18 protein-coding genes and 2 pseudogenes are annotated in these 23,910 nt (G+C 47.9%); 15 read left to right on the forward strand and 5 right to left on the reverse strand.

The window, feature by feature from the left end; translation table 11 throughout:
- Positions 1-37 precede the first annotated feature (37 nt).
- Complete coding sequence (locus tag GZ78_RS12020) at positions 38-295, forward strand: hypothetical protein (protein ID WP_034835743.1); 258 nt, start codon at positions 38-40, stop codon at positions 293-295.
- Here GZ78_RS12020 and GZ78_RS12025 read toward each other — a convergent pair.
- The gene (locus GZ78_RS12025; RefSeq protein ID WP_034835745.1) at positions 236-1,210 is read right to left on the reverse strand and encodes an IS30 family transposase; all 975 of its coding nucleotides are present in this window, start codon (positions 1,208-1,210) and stop codon (positions 236-238) included. The genes GZ78_RS12020 and GZ78_RS12025 overlap by 60 nt on opposite strands.
- Positions 1,211-1,326: 116 nt before the next feature.
- Here GZ78_RS12025 and GZ78_RS12030 point away from each other — a divergent pair, with 116 nt between their 5' ends.
- From GZ78_RS12030 to GZ78_RS12050, 5 genes and pseudogenes are all read left to right on the forward strand, one after another.
- The gene (locus GZ78_RS12030; protein WP_034835748.1) at positions 1,327-1,620 is read left to right on the forward strand and encodes a hypothetical protein; all 294 of its coding nucleotides are present in this window, start codon (positions 1,327-1,329) and stop codon (positions 1,618-1,620) included.
- Between the two features lie 69 nt (positions 1,621-1,689).
- Complete coding sequence (locus GZ78_RS29835) at positions 1,690-1,893, forward strand: hypothetical protein (RefSeq protein WP_034835750.1); 204 nt, start codon at positions 1,690-1,692, stop codon at positions 1,891-1,893.
- A complete protein-coding gene (gene sodN / locus GZ78_RS12040; protein ID WP_034835752.1) occupies positions 1,893-2,399 on the forward strand; it encodes a superoxide dismutase, Ni in 507 nt (168 codons plus the stop codon). Before GZ78_RS29835 ends, sodN begins: the two co-directional genes overlap by 1 nt.
- Positions 2,400-2,756 carry a S24 family peptidase gene (locus GZ78_RS12045; RefSeq protein ID WP_051786093.1) on the forward strand — a complete coding sequence of 119 codons (357 nt, stop codon included), beginning with the start codon at positions 2,400-2,402 and terminating at the stop codon, positions 2,754-2,756.
- 67 nt (positions 2,757-2,823) lie between these two features.
- Positions 2,824-4,076 (forward strand): annotated as a pseudogene (locus GZ78_RS12050) (ISL3 family transposase).
- 59 nt (positions 4,077-4,135) lie between these two features.
- Here GZ78_RS12050 and GZ78_RS12055 read toward each other — a convergent pair.
- On the reverse strand, positions 4,136-4,546 hold the full coding sequence (locus tag GZ78_RS12055) for a hypothetical protein (RefSeq protein WP_034835754.1): 411 nt from the start codon (positions 4,544-4,546) through the stop codon (positions 4,136-4,138).
- A gap of 609 nt (positions 4,547-5,155) precedes the next feature.
- On the opposite strand from GZ78_RS12055, the gene GZ78_RS12060 reads away from it, so the two are divergent.
- The 7 genes from GZ78_RS12060 to GZ78_RS12090 all read left to right on the forward strand — a co-directional run bounded on the left by GZ78_RS12060 (position 5,156) and on the right by GZ78_RS12090 (position 14,978).
- Positions 5,156-6,691, forward strand: coding sequence for a peptide ABC transporter substrate-binding protein (locus GZ78_RS12060; protein WP_236631536.1), 1,536 nt, complete (start codon positions 5,156-5,158; stop codon positions 6,689-6,691).
- A gap of 422 nt (positions 6,692-7,113) precedes the next feature.
- A complete protein-coding gene (locus GZ78_RS12065) occupies positions 7,114-8,709 on the forward strand; it encodes an isocitrate lyase (RefSeq protein WP_034836597.1) in 1,596 nt (531 codons plus the stop codon).
- A 766-nt stretch (positions 8,710-9,475) separates the two neighbouring features.
- The gene (locus tag GZ78_RS12070; RefSeq protein WP_034835759.1) at positions 9,476-11,008 is read left to right on the forward strand and encodes a Re/Si-specific NAD(P)(+) transhydrogenase subunit alpha; all 1,533 of its coding nucleotides are present in this window, start codon (positions 9,476-9,478) and stop codon (positions 11,006-11,008) included.
- A 20-nt stretch (positions 11,009-11,028) separates the two neighbouring features.
- Positions 11,029-12,429 carry a Re/Si-specific NAD(P)(+) transhydrogenase subunit beta gene (pntB, locus tag GZ78_RS12075; RefSeq protein ID WP_034835762.1) on the forward strand — a complete coding sequence of 467 codons (1,401 nt, stop codon included), beginning with the start codon at positions 11,029-11,031 and terminating at the stop codon, positions 12,427-12,429.
- Between the two features lie 246 nt (positions 12,430-12,675).
- A complete protein-coding gene (locus GZ78_RS12080; RefSeq protein WP_034835765.1) occupies positions 12,676-13,164 on the forward strand; it encodes an Hcp family type VI secretion system effector in 489 nt (162 codons plus the stop codon).
- Positions 13,165-13,317: 153 nt separating this feature from the next.
- A complete protein-coding gene (locus tag GZ78_RS12085; RefSeq protein ID WP_152558676.1) occupies positions 13,318-13,773 on the forward strand; it encodes a carboxypeptidase-like regulatory domain-containing protein in 456 nt (151 codons plus the stop codon).
- A complete protein-coding gene (locus GZ78_RS12090; protein ID WP_051786095.1) occupies positions 13,749-14,978 on the forward strand; it encodes a lipase family protein in 1,230 nt (409 codons plus the stop codon). The genes GZ78_RS12085 and GZ78_RS12090 overlap by 25 nt, the downstream gene beginning before the upstream one ends.
- Positions 14,979-15,357: 379 nt before the next feature.
- Here the strand turns inward: GZ78_RS12090 and GZ78_RS12095 are convergent.
- Positions 15,358-16,335: pseudogene (locus GZ78_RS12095) on the reverse strand (ISNCY-like element ISEnu1 family transposase); the annotation flags it as partial.
- A 98-nt stretch (positions 16,336-16,433) separates the two neighbouring features.
- Here GZ78_RS12095 and GZ78_RS12100 point away from each other — a divergent pair.
- The gene (locus GZ78_RS12100; RefSeq protein WP_034836605.1) at positions 16,434-17,834 is read left to right on the forward strand and encodes an IS1380 family transposase; all 1,401 of its coding nucleotides are present in this window, start codon (positions 16,434-16,436) and stop codon (positions 17,832-17,834) included.
- 169 nt (positions 17,835-18,003) lie between these two features.
- On the opposite strand, the gene GZ78_RS12105 is transcribed toward GZ78_RS12100, so the two are convergent.
- Complete coding sequence (locus tag GZ78_RS12105) at positions 18,004-18,423, reverse strand: hypothetical protein (protein ID WP_152558677.1); 420 nt, start codon at positions 18,421-18,423, stop codon at positions 18,004-18,006.
- 444 nt (positions 18,424-18,867) lie between these two features.
- Here GZ78_RS12105 and GZ78_RS12110 point away from each other — a divergent pair, with 444 nt between their 5' ends.
- Positions 18,868-20,499, forward strand: a complete 1,632-nt coding sequence (locus tag GZ78_RS12110; RefSeq protein ID WP_034835770.1) for a hypothetical protein — start codon at positions 18,868-18,870, stop codon at positions 20,497-20,499.
- A 251-nt stretch (positions 20,500-20,750) separates the two neighbouring features.
- On the opposite strand, the gene GZ78_RS12115 is transcribed toward GZ78_RS12110, so the two are convergent.
- Positions 20,751-23,741 carry a hypothetical protein gene (locus tag GZ78_RS12115; protein WP_152558678.1) on the reverse strand — a complete coding sequence of 997 codons (2,991 nt, stop codon included), beginning with the start codon at positions 23,739-23,741 and terminating at the stop codon, positions 20,751-20,753.
- Between the last annotated feature and the right edge of the window lie 169 nt (positions 23,742-23,910).

Here is a 23,910-nt window from a genome sequence, read left to right on the forward strand (position 1 = left end):
GACAATGAATCTCAATTGCATTTTAGGAGTTCAGGTTATGGGTTCTTGGAAAGAGAAAATCTGTCAGGGAAACAATTGTTTCAACGAGCAGCATTGGCATCTGGCAGAAAAAGCTTATCTGGATGCAGCCAACGAGCTTGAACAGGAATGGTTCACTAATCTGACCGATGTGCAACTGATGATGGCCTGGATGGCCAACATGCATAATCTGGCAACCCTTTATGAAACGCTGGATTCAAGCAATAAGTGCAAGCGACTCCCCGGTGTAGACTTCGAGCGGAGTTCGCCCACCTAATACTTTTCTCGGCATGGTATTGATTAACAATTCAGCTTCTCGAATCTCTGCTGCTGTCAGCCCCCCGAGAGCCATTTTCTTAGGCCAGGTTCGACGGATGATGCCATTAGTATTCTCGTTCGTTCCTCTCTGGTAACTGGCATAAGGCTTGGCAAAAAATACATCAGCACTCACTGCTTTAGCTACCTTTTCATGAGCGGCAAACTCACCCCCGTTATCCAGTGTGATGGTGCAAACAGATGATACCCGTCCCAGCAATTTAATCATGCTATCTGCAACCGTTTCTGCTTGCTTGTTGTCCACTTTATCAATCAGTGTGAAGCGGCTTTTTCGGTCAACCAATGTCACCAGGTGAGCGTCCTGTCCAAATACCGTGTCACCTTCCCAGTCTCCCAGGCGAGACCGAAGACCCACAACCTCAGGACGTTCAGTAATATCAACGCGATTGGGTATCAGGGAACGTCCCGCCTTGCGTTTACCGCCCTTGCAGCGTCTCTTTCCAAAACGAGGCAGCTTCTTGTACAGTGTGCCTCCGCTGGCCTTGTTATCAGCGATACGAGCGTAAATAGTGGTATGGCTCAAGGTGATTTCAGGGATCTCGATTTTCATCCTGCAGCTGATGTTCTCAGGTGACCAGCCAAGCAGCAGACCATTTTCTATAATCGGCATTTGTCGTTCATCGACTTTACTGTATTTTCTGGCTGACACTCTACGATGAATAGCCATACTGTGAGCCGTCTCGGCACAATAACCGTTGCCATCAGTATTTCGTTGAAGCTCCCGAGATAAGGTGCCTGCACTGGTGCCAATTCTCTCTGCAATCTCTTTCTGCGTAAGACCTGTCCCAAGAAGAGCTTCGATCTGGTATCGTTGCCCCTGAGTCAGTTGCTTGTATAGTTTGGTTTGTGTATTCATTCCTGACTTCCATTTCTGAGTGTGATAGCTACAGAATGTACCAGCAGCTGGCTCACATCTGAAATATCAGTCGATTGCACTTATTGTATTAATCCAGCACCACTCAAAGTCCACAAATGGCCAGCCCCTACTTCGTTCAACCCTATCAGCGCATTCTGATTCTGATGAGAGAAGAGAGTCTGCCAGGAGAATTTCAGAGTTCACTCCATTATGCCATGCGGGCAGCCATTATCCCTTTGCTGGAGTTCTCAAAGCGTTGCCCCACCTGCCAATGCTGCCAGAAGCAACTTGAAAAGATGAAAGACTGGCTGCTCCAGCCACATGCCTACACGGCATTTCTGGGCGGTAAAGAGTCATGCCAGCCAATCCCCAGGAAAACACAGGCACCTGTGCACCACACCGTTCATTGAGATAGACCCCGTCTGACCGGAAACTCAAAACCTGTTCAGAACATTCAAAGGAGCAAGGAAACACTTAAAATGTTAAAAAAAACCGAATCCCTCACCCTGCTGTTACCCATGTTCATTTTGGCCAGTGAACCTGTACTGGCTCACCCTGGCCATGATCACAGCCACTGGTCTGCCGCTATGATTCACGCCCTGTGGATCGCTCCTGTCATTCTTGCCACAGGCTTTGCAGTTTATCGCTTCCGGAAAAACAAGCACTCAAAAGGACAAGAATAATGTTGTACAAGTTACTCTCATTCCTGGATCGCAAAGCCCCTTTTCCCGAAGCTTCTGCTCACTGCGACATCCCCTGCAAAATCTATGATCCCTCATCGGCCCAGATTGCAGCGCTGACGATTATCCGCATGGTGGATCTGATTCAGGATCTTGAAGCCAAGGACAGTTTATCCCTGAACGATCAGGCGACACTGGCCAGGTTGGTTGCCCAGAAAGAAGAACATGGCTTCAAGGTTAAGGAAGAGATACATGTTATCTGGGGAGACTATATCAAGGCACCTCAGCTGGAGCAGTTTCCTGAGATTCACGAGCTGGCTCACAGTGTTATGCTGGCGGCATCCAAGGCGAAACAGCATGTTGATAAAGATGCTGCCCTTGAGCTGTTGAACCGGGTAAACCGCTTCGCTGAGATTTTCTGGGCTACCAAGGGAGTGAAGACCTATACCGCCACTTGCCCTTACCCACCAGAACAGCCTGTGGTGTACCCGCAGTTACAGGCAAACTGAATGTTTTGGCTGAGCATTCATAAAGTTCGGGGAGAGAGCATGTCTCCCCGCATCCCCGATAAAAGCTATGCCTTGATTCTCAGTACCCGCATGGCTCATCGCCTTGGCTTTATGCTGCCAAAAGTCGGTGACACACTGGTCGTCGACCATGATCGTTTAGGTACAATTATCAAAACAGTGGCAAAAATCGATCGTCTTGGTAGATTCTGGCTGAAAAGGGAAAATGACAGCAGCGTATCAATGCGTGAAATGGGTCCAATTCGACTGCGACAGGTGATTGGCAAAGTAGTCTTCAACATTAAAGAAAATGGCTCTTCAGGGATAACTGTGGGTAAAAATGAACAGATTTTGAGATAAAAGCATCAGTAGCAAACTTTTGATAGTTTTTTGTTGATGGACAAAAAAACAACAAAAGTGACCACTGATGCTGATTAAAACTATCCTCAATAAAGTTCATAAACTCAAGTCATTTGTTTATCAAGATGTAAAGCTCGGCTTCTATCAAGGTTCTGAAGTATTCAATGTAACCGTTGTTCCACGAAAGAACAGTCACGCTATCTGCTCAGGATGCCAGAAGCCTGCTCCTGGCTATGATCATCTTGCTGAACGTCGCTTCGAGTTTATCCCTCTCTGGGGCATCAGGGTTTTCCTGCTCTACATAATGCGACGGGTGGAATGCAATTCATGTGGTGTAAAGGTTGAACAGGTTCCATGGGCTGATGGCAAGAAGGAGCTGACCAAAGTTTACATGCAGTTCCTCGCACATTGGGCAAAAAAGTTATCGTGGAAAGAGGTTGCCAGTAGTTTCAGTACTTCATGGGAGAAAGTCTTTCATGCTGTTGAGTACGTTGTTGAATGGGGAAAGGCCCACCTACACTCGATAACGTCAGGGCTATTGGCGTTGATGAGGTTGCCTACCAGACAGGCCATAAATACCTGACTGTCGTTTACCAGATTGATCGCGGTTGCACACGATTATTGTGGGTTAGTCAGGAGCGTACAGAGGCTACGATTCGAAGCTTCTTCGCTTTCTTTGGTACGGAGCGTAGTCAGCGATTGGAGTATGTCTGCTCTGATATGTGGAAGCCCTACGTAAAAGCCATCGCGGAATGTGCCAGTCAGGCACTGCACATCCTGGATCGCTTCCACATCGTGGCCATGTTGAACAAGGCTATTGATGAAGTCCGGGCATCTGAACATAAGCAGCTACAGGCCGATGGTTATGAGCCTGTTTTGAAAAAAACACGCTGGTGCCTACTCAAGCGCAAAGAAAACCTCACAGAGAAAGAAGAGATAAAGCTGAACACCGTGCTTCAGTACAACCTGAAAAGCGTCAGAGCCTACCTGCTCAGAGAAGAATTTCAGGCATTCTGGGAGTACATTTCACCACATTGGGCGGAAAAATATCTGGATCGTTCGTGTACAAGAGTCATGCGATCAAAGATAGAGCCGATGAAAAAAGTTGCTAAAACTGTTCGACGACACAAGCCTCTCATCCTGAACTGGTTCCGGGCAAAAAAGGCGTATTCCAGCGGCATTGTTGAGGGTCTTAATACCAAGATAAAACTCACTACGAGAAAATCATACGGATTCAGAACCTATAAATGCGCAGAAATCGCTTTATATCATGCACTCGGCAAGCTGCCTGAACCGGAAATGACCCACAGATTTTACTGACGAGGCAAGAAAATAAACCAGCAAAGGCGGTTTCTATTCAGTCCTGAAAGAGTCAGAGACTAGCTTTCAATATCCGCATCTATATCTTTCTCAGACTTCAACTCTACAGCTGGTCGTTCAGCGCTTTCCAACCTCGACTCCAGACGGATCACACTGTAAACCTCATCCTGACTGAAGGCTCGGGGTAACCATACTTTCATGGTCGGGTATTCTTCTGCATAGAAGACTGAGGGCACCCAGGCATCCACTATCAGGCAATCCTCTCCCCATTCGTCCTGAGCTTTCAGGTCACTGCCTTTCTCTCGATTCATGACAACATAGGCATGGCTGTATCTTTTATCTTCAAAACTGGAGAACTGATGAATCAACTCCAGAGGAAACATTTCTTTTTTATAGAGTGTAAGGAAGGTGGTTTCTGCCAAAGCAGAACAATTCCCGTACGGACAAACCTTGTTCAACTGCTCCGTCATAAAGATTTTTCGTAGTCGGGCCGAAGCTGGTATCTGGTGTTTCTCACACTGATAGTGACCGCTCAGCCAGGCAACGTGCTTGCTGACAAAAATCTCCCTTTTTCTGAACAGCTGCCACTCTTCAAACTCCAGATAGCGACCAAAGTTATCCTTTATGCCTGCAGTTGCAGTCTTTCTGACTCAACCGGAGCCTTCAGCGTACTGATCTGATTCAGATTGCTGCTGCCAATAATCTGCTTTCTCGCAACAGGCTGCCCCCTTTGAGCTGAAACAGTCTGGATGATGCTTTTGATAGAGAAGTGGGTAAGGAGCGGATGCCAGCCCGAACCCCTGAGACTGCAGTAAGCATTTTTTATCTTCCTGAATGCCAAAACAGGTTAGAAAAGTTCTAGCTACCTCCTACATAGCCACTTTCCAGCCAAAACATCAGGTGGAATCTGCCTGTGCTATCTTGATATTCTTTACACTCGCATAGGTCAACCGACCATGACCCAGCTAAGAACAATAATTCCGCTTTCTAAGACCTCTATTAAACTGAGCTTCCTGTTCTTCAACTTGCAACTGACAGCACTTCCATTCCTAGCTCAGGCCGCAGAAATTCCAAAAGGTGTGAAGCTCGCAGAACAACAGACACTCAAGCGTGCTTTGAGAGGTGACCCGGAATCCCTGGACCCTCATCTGGCTATAGGGACACCGGAAGATCATGTCACCCGGGAATTGTTTGAAGGGCTGGTGACTCAGGATCTACAGGGCAATATTATTCCTGGTCAGGCCGAATCCTGGGAAACATCCAGAGATGGCACTGTCTGGACATTTACCCTGCGTAAAGGTCTGCGCTGGTCCAATGGTAAACCACTGACCGCAGAAGATTTTGAATACAGCTTTAAGCGATTGGCCAACCCTGAAACAGCATCACCTTATGCCTGGTACTTGGCCGCCATGGGAGTGAAAAATGCCGATGAAATTACCAAGGGTAAAAAGCCGGTCTCCACTCTTGGCGTTAAGGCAGGCCCGGGGAATACTCTGACTCTGGAACTGAACCGGCCGGCACCTTACCTGCTCGCCATGCTGACCCATCGCTCCATGAATCCTGTACCCCGAGCTGCAATCGAAGCTCATGGTCGAGATTGGGTAGCATCGGGCAAGATTGTGAATAATGGGCCATTCAATCTGGTGAAGCGAATCATCAGGGAACAAATCGTATTAAATCAGAACTCCAATTACTGGAATCATAAAAACACCGTCCTGACCGAGATCACCTTCCTGCCTATTGAATCTGAAACTGCCGCACTCAACAGATACCGTGCGGGTGAACTGGATATGGTGTCCAGTGTTCCCACGACTCATTATAAAAAGCTGATTAATGAGATGCCTGAACAGCTCAAAACCAGTTCCAGCCTGGCCACTTACTATCTGACGTTTAATACTCGGGAAAAGCCGTTTAACGATGTCAGGGTCAGGAAAGCCCTGTCCTACGTTCTGCATAGAGAAAAGATTACCGACAATATTCTGGGACAGGGGCAAAAAACCGCTTATACCTTTACACCGGAAACCGTAACGGGCTTCACCGCACCCGAGCCGGATTACAAGAAAATGTCCCCACAGGAAAGGCAGGCTTCAGCCAGCAAGCTCCTTAAAGAAGCAGGTTACAGTAAAGATAACCCGCTGACGTTTACCTATATCTACAACGCTACAGACAGCAACAAGCATATTGCTGTAGCTATTCAGGAAATGTGGCAAAAGCAACTACCGGTTAAAGTTGAACTGGAAAACCTTGAATGGTCGACTTATCTGCAAAGAAAACTGGACGGCCAATACCAGGTAGCCAGAGCGCTCTGGGGGGGCGATTATGACGATGCGATCACCATGCTGGATGTTCATACACCTGAGCACGGTAACAACAGCAGTTTCTATAACAGTAAGCGCTACAATCAACTGTTGGACCAGGCTCGTCAGACTCTGGATCGAGAAGAAAGAAACCGTATTTACGCTGAAGCAGAACTGGTGCTGGCTTCAGACATGCCCATTGCCCCGATTTACTGGAACAGCTTGAACTATCTGATCAAGCCAGATCTTCGAGGCATCAGCTATGACAATCCGGAAGGTAGAATTTATTCCAGAGATATTTACAAGGTTGCACAATAGATAGGGATACGTGGCTCTTTAACCACTGAACAAAGAGCCATCCTTAAAACATTAATTATCAAACATTCACAACTTAAAGCATAAAAAACATTTTTCTCAGAAAATCACTCATCTAAAAGTCACTTCCTTAAAACTAAAAAAGCATAGCCGTATACTTTAAGACGCCTCTCAAGAATACTCCTAACTTATTGTTATAATTAAATTAATTTTATAAAAAAGAAAATAACATCTTACCTTTTTCTTTGTTACGAGAATCTGTTTCAACACCACTATTCACGAAATAAATAACAAAGATAAAAATAACAGGATTGTCACAAACATTAACAAATCACAGAATGCAGTCACCGAGTCGGCAAGACTCCAACAATAAAAGCCGGTCATCAAATCGTGTTGATGACATCGCGAAAACGGAAGGACTGATCATGTCAAACTACCTGAATGATATTGACGCAATCGCTTCACTAAAAGCTGCTCAGGGTTCTTCCTGGGAAGCGATCAATCCAGAATACGCCGCTCGCATGAAAGCGCAGAATCGCTTCAAAACCGGTCTGGATATTGCCCGCTACACCGCCAAGATTATGCGCGAAGACATGGCGGCTTACGACGCTGACACTGCAAAATACACCCAGTCTCTGGGCTGCTGGCACGGATTCATCGGTCAGCAGAAGATGATCTCCATCAAAAAACACTTTAACAGCACTGACCGTCGTTACCTGTACCTGTCAGGCTGGATGGTTGCTGCATTACGCTCCGAGTTTGGCCCACTGCCTGATCAGTCTATGCATGAGAAAACCTCAGTAGCTGGCCTGATTGAAGAACTCTACACATTCCTGCGACAGGCCGATGCCCGCGAGCTGGGTGGCCTGTTCCGGGACATGGATTCTGCTCGAAAAGCCGGTGAAACTTCTAAAGAAGCCGATCTTCAGAGCCAGATCGAAAATCACCAGACACACATTGTTCCTATCATTGCTGACATTGATGCCGGTTTCGGTAATGCAGAAGCCACCTATCTGCTCGCAAAGAAGATGATTGAAGCCGGTGCCTGCTGCATACAGCTGGAAAACCAAGTATCTGATGAGAAACAATGTGGTCACCAGGATGGCAAAGTAACAGTGCCTCACGAAGACTTCCTCGCCAAGATTCGTGCTGTACGCTATGCCTTCCTTGAACTGGGCGTAGACGACGGAGTCATCGTTGCTCGTACTGACTCCCTGGGTGCTGGCCTGACCAAACAACTGGCTGTAACCCAGCAGCCTGGTGACCTGGGTGACCAGTACAACAGCTTCCTGGATGTTGAAGAAATCACTCAGGAGAACATGAGCAACGGCGACGTGATCATCAACCGTAACGGCAAGCTGGTTCGCCCCAAGCGCCTGCCTAGCAATTTGTTCCAGTTCCGACAGGGCACCGGAGTTGACCGTGTAGTTCTGGACTGCATCACTTCCCTGCAGAACGGCGCTGACCTGCTGTGGATTGAGACAGAGAAACCCCATGTTGGCCAAATTGCCGAGATGGTCAACAAGATCCGTGAAACCTGCCCGAACGCTAAGCTGGTTTATAACAACTCACCGTCTTTCAACTGGACTCTGAACTTCCGTCAGCAAGTATTTGATGCCTGGAGCGAAGAAGGCAAAGATGTATCTGCCTTTGATCGTGCTCAGCTGATGAGCGCAGAATACGACGAAACTGAGCTCGCTCAAATCGCCGACGAAAAGATCAGAACTTTCCAGGCTGACGCTGCCCGTGAAGCGGGCATCTTCCATCACTTGATCACTCTGCCTACTTACCATACGGCAGCACTGTCTACCGACAACCTGGCTAAAGAATACTTCGGTGACCAGGGTATGCTGGGCTACGTAGCGAATGTTCAGCGTAAGGAAATTCGCCAGGGTATAGCCTGTGTGAAGCATCAGAACATGGCAGGGTCCGACATGGGTGATGACCATAAAGAATACTTCTCTGGTGACGCGGCTCTGAAAGCAGCCGGTGACGACAATACGATGAACCAGTTCGGATAAAGTTCGCCTCTCCCCGCGTGACAGCATTTTGCCTGCCGTCTTTTCCATCAGGAATTGAGGCAAAATGTCTCTCACGCACCATTGCAGGGCGATAAATCACCGCCCTAACTCATTCTGACTAAGCAAAGCCTTGATTCATTGAGTAGACTTACCATCGACTGAAGCCAAATAGTGCCTGCACACCTCGAAGACTGAAACCAAAACTTAACACAAGTTACCAAATACTCACTCTTAAAAATCCACACAATCGATAATTTATTCACTATTAAGAATAAATAGTCAAAAACACCCATTCATAAATCACTCAAAACAATCTTCATATATTGACAGAGAACCTAACATGCCAACACGTACAAACCGAAAACCAAAAATATTTGCACACGTAATCCATACTGCCTAGGTAGTTAGTTACCCTTTTCACTTAAAATCACATACTATACGTGACCAGCACTCGAGTCAGAGTGCCTCTCAGGGATGAAGTCCGGATAAAACCGGATATCAGAGGCCCACGTAATGCCCATAGCAATTAGGGAAAGCAGGACAGGGTCAGAAAAAACACAGTGTTTTGACAAGCGTTGACTGCCGTATCGACAGACAGCCTTGAGCCATTGTCGTGCTCCATTCTGGTGCGATGAAAAACGACAACGACAGCCATGAGCCGGGAGTGCATGAGCCGGTTGTGCATGAGCCGGGAATGCAAGTGCACAGCTGCTGGTCGACAGCCTGCGTTTGTCAGAACATTTTATAGCTACACTAGGTGACTGATATGCGGATAGGGATCCCTGGAGAGATTCAGGACAACGAAAACCGGGTAGCCGCTACGCCTGATACGGTAGGCAAGCTACAGAAGCTCGGTTATGACATCATCATTGAGAGCGGAGCAGGTATTAAAGCCAGCTTTGATGATGCAGCTTTTGAAGAGGCTGGTGCTCAAATCGCAGAACGCTCAGAAGTCTGGGGTTCCGATATCGTCCTGAAAGTGAACGCACCAACAGACGACGAAATAGCCCTATTAAAAGACGGCGCCAGCATCGCCAGCTTTATCTGGCCCGGCCAGAATGAAGAGCTCATGAATAAGCTCAGCCAACGCAACATCAACGTGCTGGCATTGGACAGTGTGCCCCGCTTGTCCCGCTCCCAATCACTGGATGCGCTCAGCTCCATGGCCAACATAGGTGGCTATCGTGCTGTGGTTGAAGCTTCTCATCATTTTGGTCGCTTCTTTAATGGCCAGATTACCGCTGCAGGCAAAATCCCACCCGCAAAGGTCATGGTTATCGGTGCTGGTGTTGCTGGTCTGGCTGCACTGGGCGCTGCTGGCAGCATGGGTGCTATCGTTCGCGCTTTTGATACCCGTCCAGAGGTTAAGGAACAGGTAGAAAGCATGGGCGCCGAGTTCCTGGAACTCGACTATGAAGAAGAACAGGATTCTTCGGATGGTTACGCCAAGGAAATGAGCCAGGCCTTTATTGATGCCGAAATGGCTCTGTTCATGGAGCAGGCCAAAGAAGTTGATATTATTATCACCACTGCTCTGATTCCGGGCCGCCCTGCCCCCAAACTGATACTGGAAGACATGGTCAAGGCCATGAAACCAGGCAGCGTTATTGTCGATCTGGCTGCCCAGACCGGTGGTAACTGTGAGTGTACAGAAAAAGATAAAGTTGTCGTCAAACACGGTGTCACCGTCATTGGCTATACCGATCTGCCAAGCCGACTGCCTACCCAATCCTCTCAGTTATACGGCACCAACCTGGTGAATATGCTGAAGCTGATGACGCCGGAAAAAGACGGCAACCTGGTCATCGACTTTGAAGACGAAGTCGTTCGGGGTCTTACCGTCGTTAAAGAAGGTAACATCACCTGGCCACCACCTCCAGTCAAGGTCAGCGCAGCACCTGCAGCCAAGCCTGCTCCCACTGCCGCACCGGCTGTTGAGGAAAAACCATCACGCCCATGGCTGAAACCTGCGCTACTAGCAGCTGGAGCACTGATTTTCGGATTTGTGGCTAACTCTGCTCCTGCTGACTTTCTAGAGCACTTCACAGTCTTCGTACTGTCTTCCATTGTTGGTTACTACGTCATCTGGAATGTTAAATCAGCATTGCACACACCACTGATGAGTGTCACCAATGCCATTAGCGGCATTATCGTGATTGGTGCGCTGACGCAAATGGGCAGTGACAATAATATTATTCTGGCATTGTCGGGTATTGCTCTGATCGTCGCCATGATCAATATCGTCGGTGGATTCGCTGTAACCCAGCGGATGCTGAAAATGTTCATCCGGGATAACTAAACACAGCGGGAGTTACAGGAATGTCTCAAGGATTATTAGTATCCGCTTACCTGATAGCAGCGCTGCTGTTTGTCATGAGTCTCGCGGGCCTGAGCCGTCAAGAATCAGCCAAGAGTGGTAGCCTCTATGGCATGGTCGGCATGGTCATTGCCGTCTTAGCTACCCTGGGTTATGCCCATCTGGAAGGCTTTACTCTGGTCACCATTCTAATGATGGCTGGCGCAGGTATTGGTCTTTTTCTGGCGAAAAAGGTCGAAATGACCGAGATGCCCCAACTGGTGGCCGTCCTCAACGGATTCGGTGGCCTGGCAGCGGTTCTGATCGGTTTTTCCAGCGCTATTGAAGCATCTGAGTCATTGGCACAAGCGGCTTCCAGTCTTTTGTCGTCTACTGACCGAATGATTCACAGCATTGAAATCTTCATTGGAATCATTATCGGTGCCATCACTTTCAGTGGCTCTATTGTTGCCTGTCTGAAACTGCATGGAAAAATCAGCAGTCGCCCTGCCTCTCTTCCCGGTGGTCACTGGACGAATCTGGCAGTGATTGCCCTGGCCATTCTTATGGGCATCGTTTTTGTCCAGCAGGACAGCCTGCTTGCGCTGATCATCATGACGGCTCTGGCCTTCCTGTTCGGCATTACCCTGGTTATGGGTATTGGTGGTGCAGATATGCCGGTGGTTGTTTCCATGTTGAATGCTTATTCCGGTATCGCCGCTGCAGCAACGGGTTTCATGCTGGGTAACAACCTGTTGATTATCACTGGCGCCATGGTGGGTTCTTCCGGAGCCATTCTCTCCTACCTGATGTGTACTGCCATGAACCGCTCTTTTATTTCCGTTATCCTGGGTGGATTCGGTACTGAAGGTGGAACCGTTGCAGAAGGCACAGAGGAAGGTGAGTACACCGAAGTGAATGTCGAGGAAGTGGCTGACATGCTCAAAAACGCTTCCAGTGTCATCATCACTCCCGGTTACGGTATGGCCGTTGCCCAGGCTCAGCACCCTCTGAGAGAACTGGTTAACAAACTGCGCGCCCAGAATATCAAAGTACGTTTTGGTATTCACCCGGTTGCAGGGCGTCTGCCTGGTCACATGAACGTACTACTGGCCGAAGCCAAAGTACCCTATGACATCGTTGAAGAAATGGATGAACTCAATGATGACTTCACCGACACTGATGTAGTTCTGGTTATCGGCGCCAACGACACCGTAAACCCTGCGGCATCAGAAGATCCGGGTAGCCCGATTGCTGGCATGCCGGTACTGCGTGTATGGGAAGCGGAAAGAGTCGTGGTATTCAAACGCTCCATGGCAACCGGCTATGCTGGCGTTCAGAACCCTCTCTTCTTCAAAGACAATGCTAGTATGCTTTTTGGTGATGCCCACGGCACCGTTGAAGGCATTTTGAAGCAGTTTTGATCTAAACCGCGCTTATGTAGAAACCGCTATTTAATGGTTTTAGTTGGGTGCACTTTAGAAATTGAAAATAGGTGTCAGAGTCGAATAATTAAGCAGGGTATTTGCTTCCCTGCTTAATTACTATTTGCTTTAATGCCTTCAGCATACGGAGAAATCAGCAGAACAAACCTCTTTTGATTTCGAAGTCTGTCATGAATGCAGGTAAGGCATTCAGGAATAACAAGACCAAGAAAGAGGATTTCATTCATGGCTATTTACATGAATTTCAATAGCAAACAACCTGCGGGTAATGTCACGGCAAAAGGCTATGAAGACTGGATTGAACTGGACTCATTCAGCTTTGGCGCTGCTCGCAACATCACCATGCAGCCGGGGGCTATGAGCAACCGGGAAGCCAGCCGCCCCACGCTCAATGAAGTTAATTTTACCAAAAAGCTGGATGCCGCTTCTGGTGGTCTATTTAAAGAATCCGTCACGGGCTCTGAAGGCGTGACGGTGCAAATTGATATTGTCCAGACCGGGGCCAATGCGGTGACCAAATACGCCAGCTATGTGCTGGAAGAGTGTATGGTTTCAGCCTACAGCGTGGGTGCCGGTTCTGGAGGAGCTCCTACTGAAACCATTAGCCTGAGCTATGCCAAGGTGGTTGCCGATCTGAGCCATGCCGACAAAACCCACAAGAACAAGAAAAACCTCAAGGTCGGCTACGACCTGACCACTGCAGAGCCGCTGTAACCTTTCTGTTCAGTGTTCAAACATGAACGCAGAGGCAATTCTCTGCGTTCCTCTCTTGCCAGTCAGGTCTTTCAGAACGGTCACGATATGCATCGTTTATATTCAGTGTTCCTGGGGGTATTCCTCTCCCTTCTCACCATAAAGGGGTTTGCCATGTCGATTTTTGATGTTGGAAAAATGTGCACTTTCTCGAAAATATCGGGAGTGATTCTTAATAATGGGGAACCGGTGACCCACGCCCAGGTGATCCGGGAAACCGATTATGAGAAAAAATTCACTGACCAGACGACGACGGATGAAAATGGATATTTTGAAATGCCTGCCTTGTTTGTTCGATCTATCGCCAAGTATTTGCCTCAAGAGTTTGTGGTGGGGCAATTGATCAAGGTGGTTATTGGAGACAGGGAAGAACAGATATGGTCTGGGGTTAAGCGCACAATTGACGAGAATGCCGAGTCCAGAGGTAAACCACTAGTTGTTTCATGCGATCTTGCGAATGAGAAGCAGAGCTTTAGAGTCGATGGTTCTCTGTTTACGGGAAAATGTCAGTGGGATGTTGAACCCGACAAAGATGATTACAGTGAATGGAAGCTATTCAGCGACGAATAAATAAGGTCAAGGAAAAGATAAAAAATGTCAACAATAGAGCCAAAGAGCCAAGATTAGCCGCTAAAATTGCTAGCGACGTCTATCTTCTTACGAAGCTGCCAACCATTGAAGCCGCTTGTGAAGAACTTAATAGATCATTTCATGGAGATTTAACCTTCTCCGAATCCAACCTCCTCAAAGGAAAAACCGGCGGCCCCGGTTATGTCAAGGTCAGAACCGCTTTCGGGTTTGTGCTGGAAGGAAAAAAGCAACTGGAAGGCCATACCTTTGTCGTATTCCGTGGTACTGAATATCTGGCAGATTGGCTCAGCAACGGCAACATTACCGTGGGTTCTTCGAATCATGGTAAATCGGTTCACCAAGGGTTTATGAAAGCCTTTCAGTCCATGTTGCCCCAGCTTCGAGATTACACAGTCAAACTCTCCAATGGTTCTCAGGTGCATTGTATTGGGCACAGTCTGGGCGGTGCGCTTGCGACGATTGCCGCAGAATGGCTTGCTATCGAAAAGGGTATCCGGGCCAAGCTGTATACCTTTGGCAGCCCCAGAGTGGGGCTGGATGACTTTGCCAGGGGCACCACAAAACGACTGGGCAGTGAGAATATTCTTCGAGTCTGGCACAAGACGGATATTGTACCCTGCATCCCCATCTGGCCTTTTGTTCATACGCCTGATTCGGGTCGTGATTACTTTCTGCCTTCGCCCGGCTTTTTTCCGGGTAAGAAGTGGCATTCTATGGACAATTACATTCGTTCGGTAGGCAAAAAATCCTGGCAGACGATTTATGCTTTGAGAGAGCCACAACCCACCGAATCAGATATCCAGCGATGGCTGGCCGATAGCAAAATTTTGTCCGGCACCCTGCCTGCGATTAAATGGCTTCAAAGTGCATTAGCTTATGTGGTGGGCAAATGCCTGTCTGCCATAGGCAGCACTTATCAGTTGCTGCAATCCAGCCATTCAACCCTCATGGACAGTCTGGCCTGGATTCTCAGCCGGGGTGTCTCACTGACTGAGAAGCTGTCAGGTTGGGTGGTGCACCTGATGAGAAAGATTGCTGAGTTTCTGGGTATGCATAGACACGTCAAAACCGAGAAACCGGAAAAACAGGTCATTCGATATCTGCTGGAACGTTTGTCAGAAAAGGTCAACCAGATGGCTAAAAATGTTTTGAGCCAGACTCTGGCGGACGGTCGAGCAATTTAATGTGGAGAGAACAAAGAGGGTTCATTGAATATTATGGGATTCTTTACTTTATTATTTTTCACAATAGTTCTGATCGCTATCTGCTTATTCTGCTTTATGGGGGTTGGCTTTGCTGCAGGAGCAATGGCTCAGAATCATCCCGGTCGCTTTGACTGGTATCTTCCGGCTTTCTACTTAGTGCCCGAACGGAAAATGCTCTTTTCTGTTCGAAGTTCAGCCTTCATAAGCCAGATATTTGAATAATCGATCAATAGACTTTCTGATTTGCCAGTTTCATCGTAATTTTCTTACCAAACTCGTCATTTCTGCAATTTCAAGACAAGCGACGACCTCAGTCTTTACTGATTTTATTCTTTTTTCGAATTAACCGTCAGTGCTTTCAGCCACAGAGTCGAAGTTGTCGTTTTTTTGCGCTCTTTCGTTCTATTTTCTGAAGTTCTGCCCCCATCTTCTGAAAATTCCTGGCAAGAACTCCGAGAGCAACATAGCGTTTCAGTCCATCTATTCCGTGATCCGCGCATTTATCCAACCCGTGAGACTCAAGTGCATTGATCGCTGATTCTACCGCCGAGTGCTTTCTTTTAGCCGCTTTGAATTCCGGGTCGTTTTCCCGCTCCTGCTCGGCTCGGGTTCGTCGTCCCTTTTTTGGTAATACGACCATAGTAAGGTATTTAAGCAAATCTTTTTGGTTGGATGGTGAGTGAAACCCTTTATCAAAACTGCAAACGCTCAAAGATGGAAAGGCGGCTTTGGTTGCCCGGATGATCGGAACGGCAGCCTTTTCATCGGTTTCTTTCTCCATGACCCGATGGTTCAGAATAAAACCATACTGGTCTTCGACAATCGCCAAACGGACGCCTAGCTCAACCGGAACACCTGCTTTACCTTTATTGATCCACTCAGTATGCGGCTGAAAGAGCGAGAATACTTTTTCATCATGAGGGATTTTTTCATGGTCGATCAATCGACGTTTAACATGATCCACCTGCCGCTTACCATGATCGATAAACTTCTGGATAGAACTGTATTTATTCGCTGGACATATCGTAATGAACGCCTTGTCCTGAAGTGTTTCTTCAGCTCTGTTAATCAATGCCTGACTGGCATTCAGGTAGTTCTGACAGGCTTGTCGGATTTCCTTGTCCCTTTGAAGTTTTTTGGCAGGATCTTTCGAAGTAGAGTGTCGTAATATCTGTACACGACGATACATTTTTTTCAACTGATTCAGGTTGTATTGCCACTGTCACCAACCACTTACCTCAGCCCTGGCTGCAAAGCGTGCAGTAAGAACAACGACAGTTCTGACTGCATCAAACAAAAGGTTGAGATCTGTCGGGAAATGAACATCGGTTTCTAACCCGGAAATTTCATAAAAGAAGGCAAGTTCCGCCCAATCACTTGATATAATTGGGTCGACCAAAAAAATGCTTCGGAAAAAGCAAACCGGAACTTGCCATGCCCAAATCTACACAAAAACACCTTCGTTTTCACCCATCCAATAGCAAAACTGTCCGTGCCGACTTCAATGGTGGGGAATTATCCTCTGACTTTGGTGCTCTGCTGCTACGAGAAACCATGCTTCATAGCGGTCTTATTGACAGACTGACCGATGCTATTCACGACAATCGTCACCAGTCCTATATCGACCATTCTCTTCAGGATCTTCTGGTTCAGCGGATTCTGCAAATGGCCTGCGGTTATGAGGATGCCAACGACAGTAATCGTCTGCGTAAAGACCCTATGTTCAAATTAGCTACAGGGCGCAACCCTCTGGGCAATGATAACCACCTCGCATCAGCCCCCACTTTTACCAGACTGGGGCAGTCTATGACCCGGACAGATATTTACAGGTTGACCAAGGCCTTTGCGGATCACTTCATCAGCAGTTACAAGCTGCCACCTGCTGCGATCGTTATTGACCTCGACCACACACCAGCCATCACTCACGGAGCTCAGCAGATGAACCTGTTTAACGCCAAATACCAGGACTACTGCTATCTGCCCCTGATGATTTTTGAGGGGCTCAGTGGCCAGTTGATTACGGCTATCCTGCGACCGGGAAAAACACCCACTGGTAAAGAGAATGCTGCCATTCTCAAACGGGTCATTAAGCTGATCCGAAAAAGGTGGCCAAAGACCCACTTACTGGTTCGCGGGGATAGCCACTTTGCACAACCGGAGTTGATGCAGGTGGTTCAGGATGACCCGCACTCCGACTATGTACTGGGCAAAGGCGCTGGTCACAAGACAGCTTTGCGCCCTAAAGCCAGAGAGCAATTGGATGAAGCACGCAGGGCTCTCATAGTCAAAACAAATCTGGCAAGAGCGAATAATCTGCCAGAACCTGACCGTCTCAGGCTTTACGGGGAAACAGAATATCAGGCCAAAAGCTGGAGAGGGCTGGATACCCGGATCATTTATAGGGCAGAGGTTAACCAGAAAGGCGACAACCCTCGCTTTATTGTGACATCGATAAAAGAGGCTTCTCCCGAAGTGATTTATGAAGAACTTTACTGCCCGAGAGGGCAGGATGAGAACTTCATCAAACACCTGAAAAGCGATCTGTCCGGTGACAGGTTGTCAGATCAGGGCTTTCTGGCTAACCATCTGAGGATGTTTTATGCCTGTACCGCTTATGTTCTCCACCACGAGTTGAGAACCAAAGCCCTGAAAGGAACGGAGCTGGACAAAGCACAGCCATCAACGGTGATCAAAAAACTCTGCAAAGTGGCGGTGAAAGTGGTTGAGTATAAAGACCGGATCAAGCTACACCTGCCCCGTAGTTGCCCATTCAAGAATCTTTTACGGCATGTGACAGAGGTTTTTTATCGGATGCCACAGCCTCGTCCGGGATAGTGACCTTCATAAACCGTAATCGAACCAGATAGCGACCAGATGAAAGAGCTCAGGCAGAGTTCGCTTGTCCTGAAGAAGCTGAATTGATTAATAAATATCCAGACTGCAGACGAGTCTGGATCGTAAGGCATCTTTCACTGCTAAAAGAGCAGCAGACTCACGGAAGAAATCAAAGTTGAATGACTTGACCGGAAGTTGCTGCTCCTTTATGAAATATTCGGGCTAGTCGCATTGCTGGTGTTTTATTGTCCTTTGGGCTGATTTTTATGAAGTTATTGCAGGCTCTTTGTATATCAAGAACCTTCTCTATCATGTTGGGGTTGTACGGGTTCTTGCCCGCCCACACTTTTCCACTGTTTGACTCTTTTGATATAGGACGCTCCAGATAAGACAATGATCTGCGTGTTGCGTTAAACAAGCTATCAATACTATGAATTGATGCGTAGTAATGCATTCGCTCAAGTAGCCAGCTATCCAGATCATTTACTCCTGTAAAACACATTGTTTCCTTCTCAGGCTCCGTCATGGTGTTGAACAGACTCCTGATAACTGATGGATCTTTGCCTTTAGCAAGACATTCATCAATCATGGTCGTAAGGTATTCAGTTTTGACTATATTGTCAGGCTGATTACTGAGATCAGGCCTGCTGCTTTTGAACTCGTTCAGTATCCTTTTTGACTTGCCTGCAAGGTTTCGCTTTTGGCCTTGACCAAGTCCTTTGTTGATGCCAACCAGAAGCAATGCACGAACGTACAGTCAGCAACCCCTCATTAGGCTAAGGGCTAGCAGCTGACTGGCTCCCCCTTATCAGTATTTTCAGCAAAGCCTTTCCTTCTGGTCTATTTTTAGCTGCCGGTAAAATCAATTTGACCGGAGTTTCAGATGGCCTCCTCCCTGGAAAATTCAGACAAACCTAAACGCTTGTTTTCACTCCTTCAAACCTTCAGCCTTCTCTTGCGGCACCTTACTGCTCATCTCTTATTACTTCTGACTCTCTTTACGGTCCCATGTTCCTACGGACAACTGGAAACAATGGTGGACTTTTCCGGCGTTCACACCTCTTTCGAGCCAGTCCCCAAGGCTTCGTATCCCTCTTTTGATTTTGATTATCAGCCCAATGCTCAGAAAACCCTTCAGGTTCATTTTATTGCAGTAGGCGAACAGGCATCAGACACCTCCCTGTACTTATCTCTCAAAGGAGGCCTGTTTCTGCAAGCAGGCCTGACCAGTCACAGCTATCACTGCTTTGAGACATCAACACATACGGTTCAGTGTTTAATGCCTCCAAACAGGCGAGCCCTGACTTTCTCTGTGCAGGGTGATTTGTCAGGAGTGAGCATGGTCATCGAAACCTCAGTCCCCCTACCGAAGCCCTGGGTAGTCATGATCGAAGGTGGACCCTCAACACTCCCTCCTATCTGGATGCTGACAGATGGAGGGCTGATCAAACGAGAAGATCAGCACCCGGATCTGTTTTCCGGTAAAGATGCCAGCATGGAAGCCATTCTGGAAGCTATTCGGAACCAGGAAGGCCATGAATTTCAGGAACACTGGGAAAAGACATTTGCCAATCGGCTGGCTGCTGGCCAGAGAAGACTGGATGAGGAATATTCGTATAACCCTCGAGACCCGGATCGTCCCAACAAAAAAATGATGGAAAAGCACACCAATACCGAGCTGACACCCGCAAGGCATTTTTCCCATGATCAACAATCAGGGCAGGACTCTATTAACAAAACCCCTATTGAGAGAATGATTGAACGTCAGCGCCTCAGATACGGTGGTATTGAACTGGATCTGGATCAGTACGATAAAATCGTTTTGTATATCCCGCCTGGAAAAACCCAGCCCGCCAGAAAGAGCGACGAACTCACGGATGATCCTGGAGGAAAAAAAGAGTCTGGCAGCAAGCAGTCAGACAGCAGCTCGCAAAAATCAGACAAGAAACAAAGTGAAACGGGATCTTCAACCACTGCCTCCACAAGCGCTTCGCAAGCTACATCTTCTAGCTGGTTATCCAGCTTTCAGTCCTTTAACCCTTTCTCCGGTCTCTTTACTCAGGATGAACGTGTACAGGTAGACTCTTCATCTCACCCTGTCACTCCTGGACAAAAACCCCTAGAAAGTGAAACTACTGCAGCCGCTTCTGAAACGACAGCTGTTGTTCGTCACCCAACGGCTCCCGAGCTTTACCAGACAAAATGTCCAGCCAGAGACCCCAAGCAGCCCCTTCAGGGTTGCTGGACAACCTACGACAGCAAAACCAAAGAACCCCAGAGTCGTGTAGCGGTTGAGTGTAAACCCGGTATCGGTTGCCGGGTATGGGTCGGAGATATTCTGCTGGAGAAGGACAAAGGCCGTTGTACCAGTTGCCTGGATGATCTTGGTGATACTCCGGACACAACCGGCCTGATTGTTGCCGCCAACATGAAGCCTCGTGAAAAAACACCCAATATTGCCGACGGTACGATTTACAGTGCTTCAGAAAAATCTTCTGAACGAGGGTTCTTCACCTCAGTGATGAAGGTGGAAGGCGAAACCATCAAGTTGACGGTTTATCTAGGTTGGCTGCCCGTTGCTACCAGAATCTGGGCCTATGACCCATCCAACCAACCCATCTGGCGTGATGACAACGAGGATAAATACGCTTCAAAATTTAAATAGAAGGCTCTATCAAGCAGCTTTGGGAGTCAAGCGTTATACCCCATACCGTTCCCACTGAGCCTGTCGAAGTGCATGACTAATATCCTTCGACAAGCTCAGGATGAGCGGGGGTAGGTATAGCAATTAAGACTTAGCTGCACTGCTTGTTCAGCTTCGTTAATCCCAATTATTCAAAGACCAGTAATGGTCAATGCTGGCATACTATCCTTTATCCACAAAGCGAAAATGGATGACACCGGGTTTTGATCACGCTATTTCAGTTTCATCTGCATAAACAACTTCAGCGCCACAGCCACATTAGGCATTTGTTTCAATAACTCCAGACTGTTCAGAGTGGGATAGCTCTGCATCAGGGTCATGACCCTATTGCCACCTCCACCGCCCGGATCCGGTTCATAGTCCCTTTTGGAAGTTGGCCCAAAGCCGTGTTTAATACGATCAATTTCAGAGTCATAATCCTCTCCATCGGGATCAATGTTGTTCCTTCTGGCCTCCTCGTCTGTTACAACAACCACCTCAGGAGGCGCACCATCACCTCCATCCAGAGCTCCGCTCCCTTCGTCCGGTATGAAGGGTGCTGTTATATTCGCCTGTGGTATCACGGGGGAATGATGAGGGTCAGGAGGCGATGCCCAGGAAAAAGAAGTCTCCAGTCCTGCTTCCTCTTCCATCTGAATCGACACCTGCCCTCCTGTTGTCAGCCAGGCCCACTGACCCATGCCATTAACCACCAGAGTGGTATTGCCATCCATGAAGGTTTCAGGCACTTCTTCAAGCTGTTCAGGGTTATCCTCAGCAATTCGATACAGCACAGGTTTACCGTTTCGATGCACCAGCACCAGAATGGTTTTCCGTTCCATCACCACCAGCAGCTGCATCAGTGGCAGATCGACATCACCATGAACAAGGTCTCTGGCTATCTGCAACAATCGCCAGCGGCCAAATCGTCGAATGAAGCGCTGCTCCCAGTCACTCTTTTGAGAGCTGGGGTCTATCAGGTGATACAGAAAATCGACGAGATTGTTTCTGAGAACTAAGGCCTGATGAAATTGATCGTTCTCACCCTGAGATTCGAGATAGGCTTGAAAAAACGACTGAACTCCTCTGGGAACGGTATGAACCTTCGACCTTCTGCGTTCAAGGATATCGGCTAACAGTAACAGGTACTTTTTGAGCCATTGCCATTCGACCCGCCTCTTTCTGGCTTCGTCATAATCTACAGTACTAAACAGCCCCCCCAAATGAGCAGGTAATCCAACACTAAGCAGCCAGTCTTCCTGAGACATCTGGACAGGCAAGGAATTATCCGATTCTTCCTGCGCGGTTGCAGGATTCATCGGTTGATTATTATCGGGTAGTAATTCAGTGGACTCATCCATCTCTAGATGCAGCATCTCAAACAATGCATCGACATCAATCGCCGTCTCGGTCTGGCCTGCTGCAGGGCTGACAACAAACCCTTCTTCTTCCAGAAACGTTTTCAGTTCATCCAGTGAATCTTTACTCGACAGATCCACAATCCCGGTTTTATCCAGTTGGTAAAGCGCAGCTACCTGCTCATCGAAATTAGACTGACACCGGGCTTTTCCTGTGAAAATCTGAATCACATCCCTGACGGTTTCTATAACCCCTTTTTTCAGCTGTTTTCCGCAGCCTCCGTTGAAACCAATACCGCCTACCGCCGATGCTGACGGAACCATATAGAACGCCACCGTGCCCTCACCCAAACAGGTATTGCCCATGATATTGCCGGCCATCGTGCCAAAGTTATTGGCTCCATAGAAAAGCGAAGCAATAAACCCAACCAGGTTGGCAGCAATGTCACCCTTGGGTGTTTGCTCTCCCTCTCTCGTATAAAAGCTGTATAACCACAGCATTAAACGCTCAAGGTTTCTGGCACCATTACGGGCAGCCGCTGCCGACTTACCAGACATGGCTGCCAATGCCCCTCCCTGGTAAATCCAGTAGGCCGCCTGCTCTCCTGTGTTACCACAAAATGCCTGCAGGCTGAGCTCGTCTTCCACCAGCTGAGTCAAACTGCTGGTATCTCCGAAAACATAAACTAAAGCAGGCCCAACACTGAGAATCAGTAAGCCACGCGTTGCTACTGTAGCCCGGCTCGATCGCCTGCTGGCTTCTGCCCTATGAAAAACCCGTTCAGGAATAGTCCACCTTTCATTTACTTCACCGGGCTGCAAGTAACCATCGTCATGGAGTTTTTTCAGCGTGTTTTTTCGCTTTGACACTTTGCCATGAATAGAAAGCCCATCCAGCAGTAAATCTTTATAGGTCGGTTTACGACACATTCCCAGACACTCAAAGTAGGCATTCATTCGATCATGCACATTGGAGTCCATGGAACAATTATTCCTTTCCATGGTGTGCATCACATCAGCCAGCATCTGCACAGTATCCCTGAGCAGAATTTCATCCTCTGCGCTTTTGCCATAAATACTGAAGCTAAGATCGATCAGCTTGTTTAACAAGAGTGGATAAAGCCCTGCGACCATAAAGGGAATGGTACAAAGACCAGCCGCTACACTCCCGGTCAGCGCCTCCATCCCTCTATAAGCCATACCGCAATCTATGGCTGTAGCCATTCCTGATACCACGGCACAACACAGCTCGCCGATAGAGTGAATACCTTCAAAACGGATCTTGTTGGCTCCCTCTACCGATAAGAAATTACTGCTCAACATGGCTCCACCTGTGATCAGGCCAGCCATGGCTGTTGCCAAAGTAACGGGAGCTCCCCAAGCTGAAAACAGAGCCGCCAGTCCGGTGTATGCCGCTATCCGGTTAACCGCTCCGCCAAACAGACACATCACCCTGATGATGTTGGCAATGACCCTGTGGTGATTGAGCTGTTCGCGGGGTTGGATATTGCCCAGTTCTTTCAGAACCTGAGATAACCTGGCAGCCGCTTCGCCATTCTCTCCCAGCACCGTTTGCATCAGCTCGGGCGTAATTCCGGAGTCCATAAACATCTGTCGAAGCTCGGGTTCCAGCGAGTCGAACAGCTGAAGAGACTCACTCATATGAATGGCCAGCTGCTCAGGGGAACTCTCATTGCCCTGAGGTTGATAAATCTCTCCCCCTAAATGATCATCAATGAAAAGATAATTATTCCACCAGCAAAAAGGATTATGGTTTCTACACCACTCCAGAATGCCTGCTGACACAGAGGGAGCAAACACCATTAAAAGAGCCGTCAGCCAGAAACAGCGGCACATTCGGAGCATGAGTCAGAAGCCTCATTTATAAAAAAAGCTGAAGTATAGACGCGCTGAGAATGGCGCAAGGATTGTTTCTGGTGTGGAATGTCTTACTGGGAAGTTAGCCTAACCCGCGCACGTTAGCACCGCTTTTTCTCCTGATTTTATAAAGGCTTTTTGGCAATCGGTATTACTC

It is taken from the genome of Endozoicomonas numazuensis, from assembly GCF_000722635.1.
Lineage (GTDB): Bacteria > Pseudomonadota > Gammaproteobacteria > Pseudomonadales > Endozoicomonadaceae > Endozoicomonas_A > Endozoicomonas_A numazuensis.

Excerpts from the sequence above, each read along its gene's own strand:
- GZ78_RS12020 (WP_034835743.1), top strand. The coding sequence starts at position 38 with ATGGGTTCTTGGAAAGAGAAAATCTGTCAGGGAAACAATTGTTTCAAC.
- GZ78_RS12025 (WP_034835745.1), bottom strand. The coding sequence starts at position 1,210 with ATGAATACACAAACCAAACTATACAAGCAACTGACTCAGGGGCAACGA.
- GZ78_RS12030 (WP_034835748.1), top strand. The coding sequence starts at position 1,327 with ATGGCCAGCCCCTACTTCGTTCAACCCTATCAGCGCATTCTGATTCTG.
- GZ78_RS29835 (WP_034835750.1), top strand. The coding sequence starts at position 1,690 with ATGTTAAAAAAAACCGAATCCCTCACCCTGCTGTTACCCATGTTCATT.
- sodN (WP_034835752.1), top strand. The coding sequence starts at position 1,893 with ATGTTGTACAAGTTACTCTCATTCCTGGATCGCAAAGCCCCTTTTCCC.
- GZ78_RS12045 (WP_051786093.1), top strand. The coding sequence starts at position 2,400 with ATGTTTTGGCTGAGCATTCATAAAGTTCGGGGAGAGAGCATGTCTCCC.
- GZ78_RS12055 (WP_034835754.1), bottom strand. The coding sequence starts at position 4,546 with ATGACGGAGCAGTTGAACAAGGTTTGTCCGTACGGGAATTGTTCTGCT.
- GZ78_RS12065 (WP_034836597.1), top strand. The coding sequence starts at position 7,114 with ATGTCAAACTACCTGAATGATATTGACGCAATCGCTTCACTAAAAGCT.
- GZ78_RS12070 (WP_034835759.1), top strand. The coding sequence starts at position 9,476 with ATGCGGATAGGGATCCCTGGAGAGATTCAGGACAACGAAAACCGGGTA.
- pntB (WP_034835762.1), top strand. The coding sequence starts at position 11,029 with ATGTCTCAAGGATTATTAGTATCCGCTTACCTGATAGCAGCGCTGCTG.
- GZ78_RS12080 (WP_034835765.1), top strand. The coding sequence starts at position 12,676 with ATGGCTATTTACATGAATTTCAATAGCAAACAACCTGCGGGTAATGTC.
- GZ78_RS12085 (WP_152558676.1), top strand. The coding sequence starts at position 13,318 with ATGTCGATTTTTGATGTTGGAAAAATGTGCACTTTCTCGAAAATATCG.
- GZ78_RS12090 (WP_051786095.1), top strand. The coding sequence starts at position 13,749 with ATGGAAGCTATTCAGCGACGAATAAATAAGGTCAAGGAAAAGATAAAA.
- GZ78_RS12100 (WP_034836605.1), top strand. The coding sequence starts at position 16,434 with ATGCCCAAATCTACACAAAAACACCTTCGTTTTCACCCATCCAATAGC.
- GZ78_RS12105 (WP_152558677.1), bottom strand. The coding sequence starts at position 18,423 with ATGATTGATGAATGTCTTGCTAAAGGCAAAGATCCATCAGTTATCAGG.
- GZ78_RS12110 (WP_034835770.1), top strand. The coding sequence starts at position 18,868 with ATGGTGGACTTTTCCGGCGTTCACACCTCTTTCGAGCCAGTCCCCAAG.
- GZ78_RS12115 (WP_152558678.1), bottom strand. The coding sequence starts at position 23,741 with ATGCTCCGAATGTGCCGCTGTTTCTGGCTGACGGCTCTTTTAATGGTG.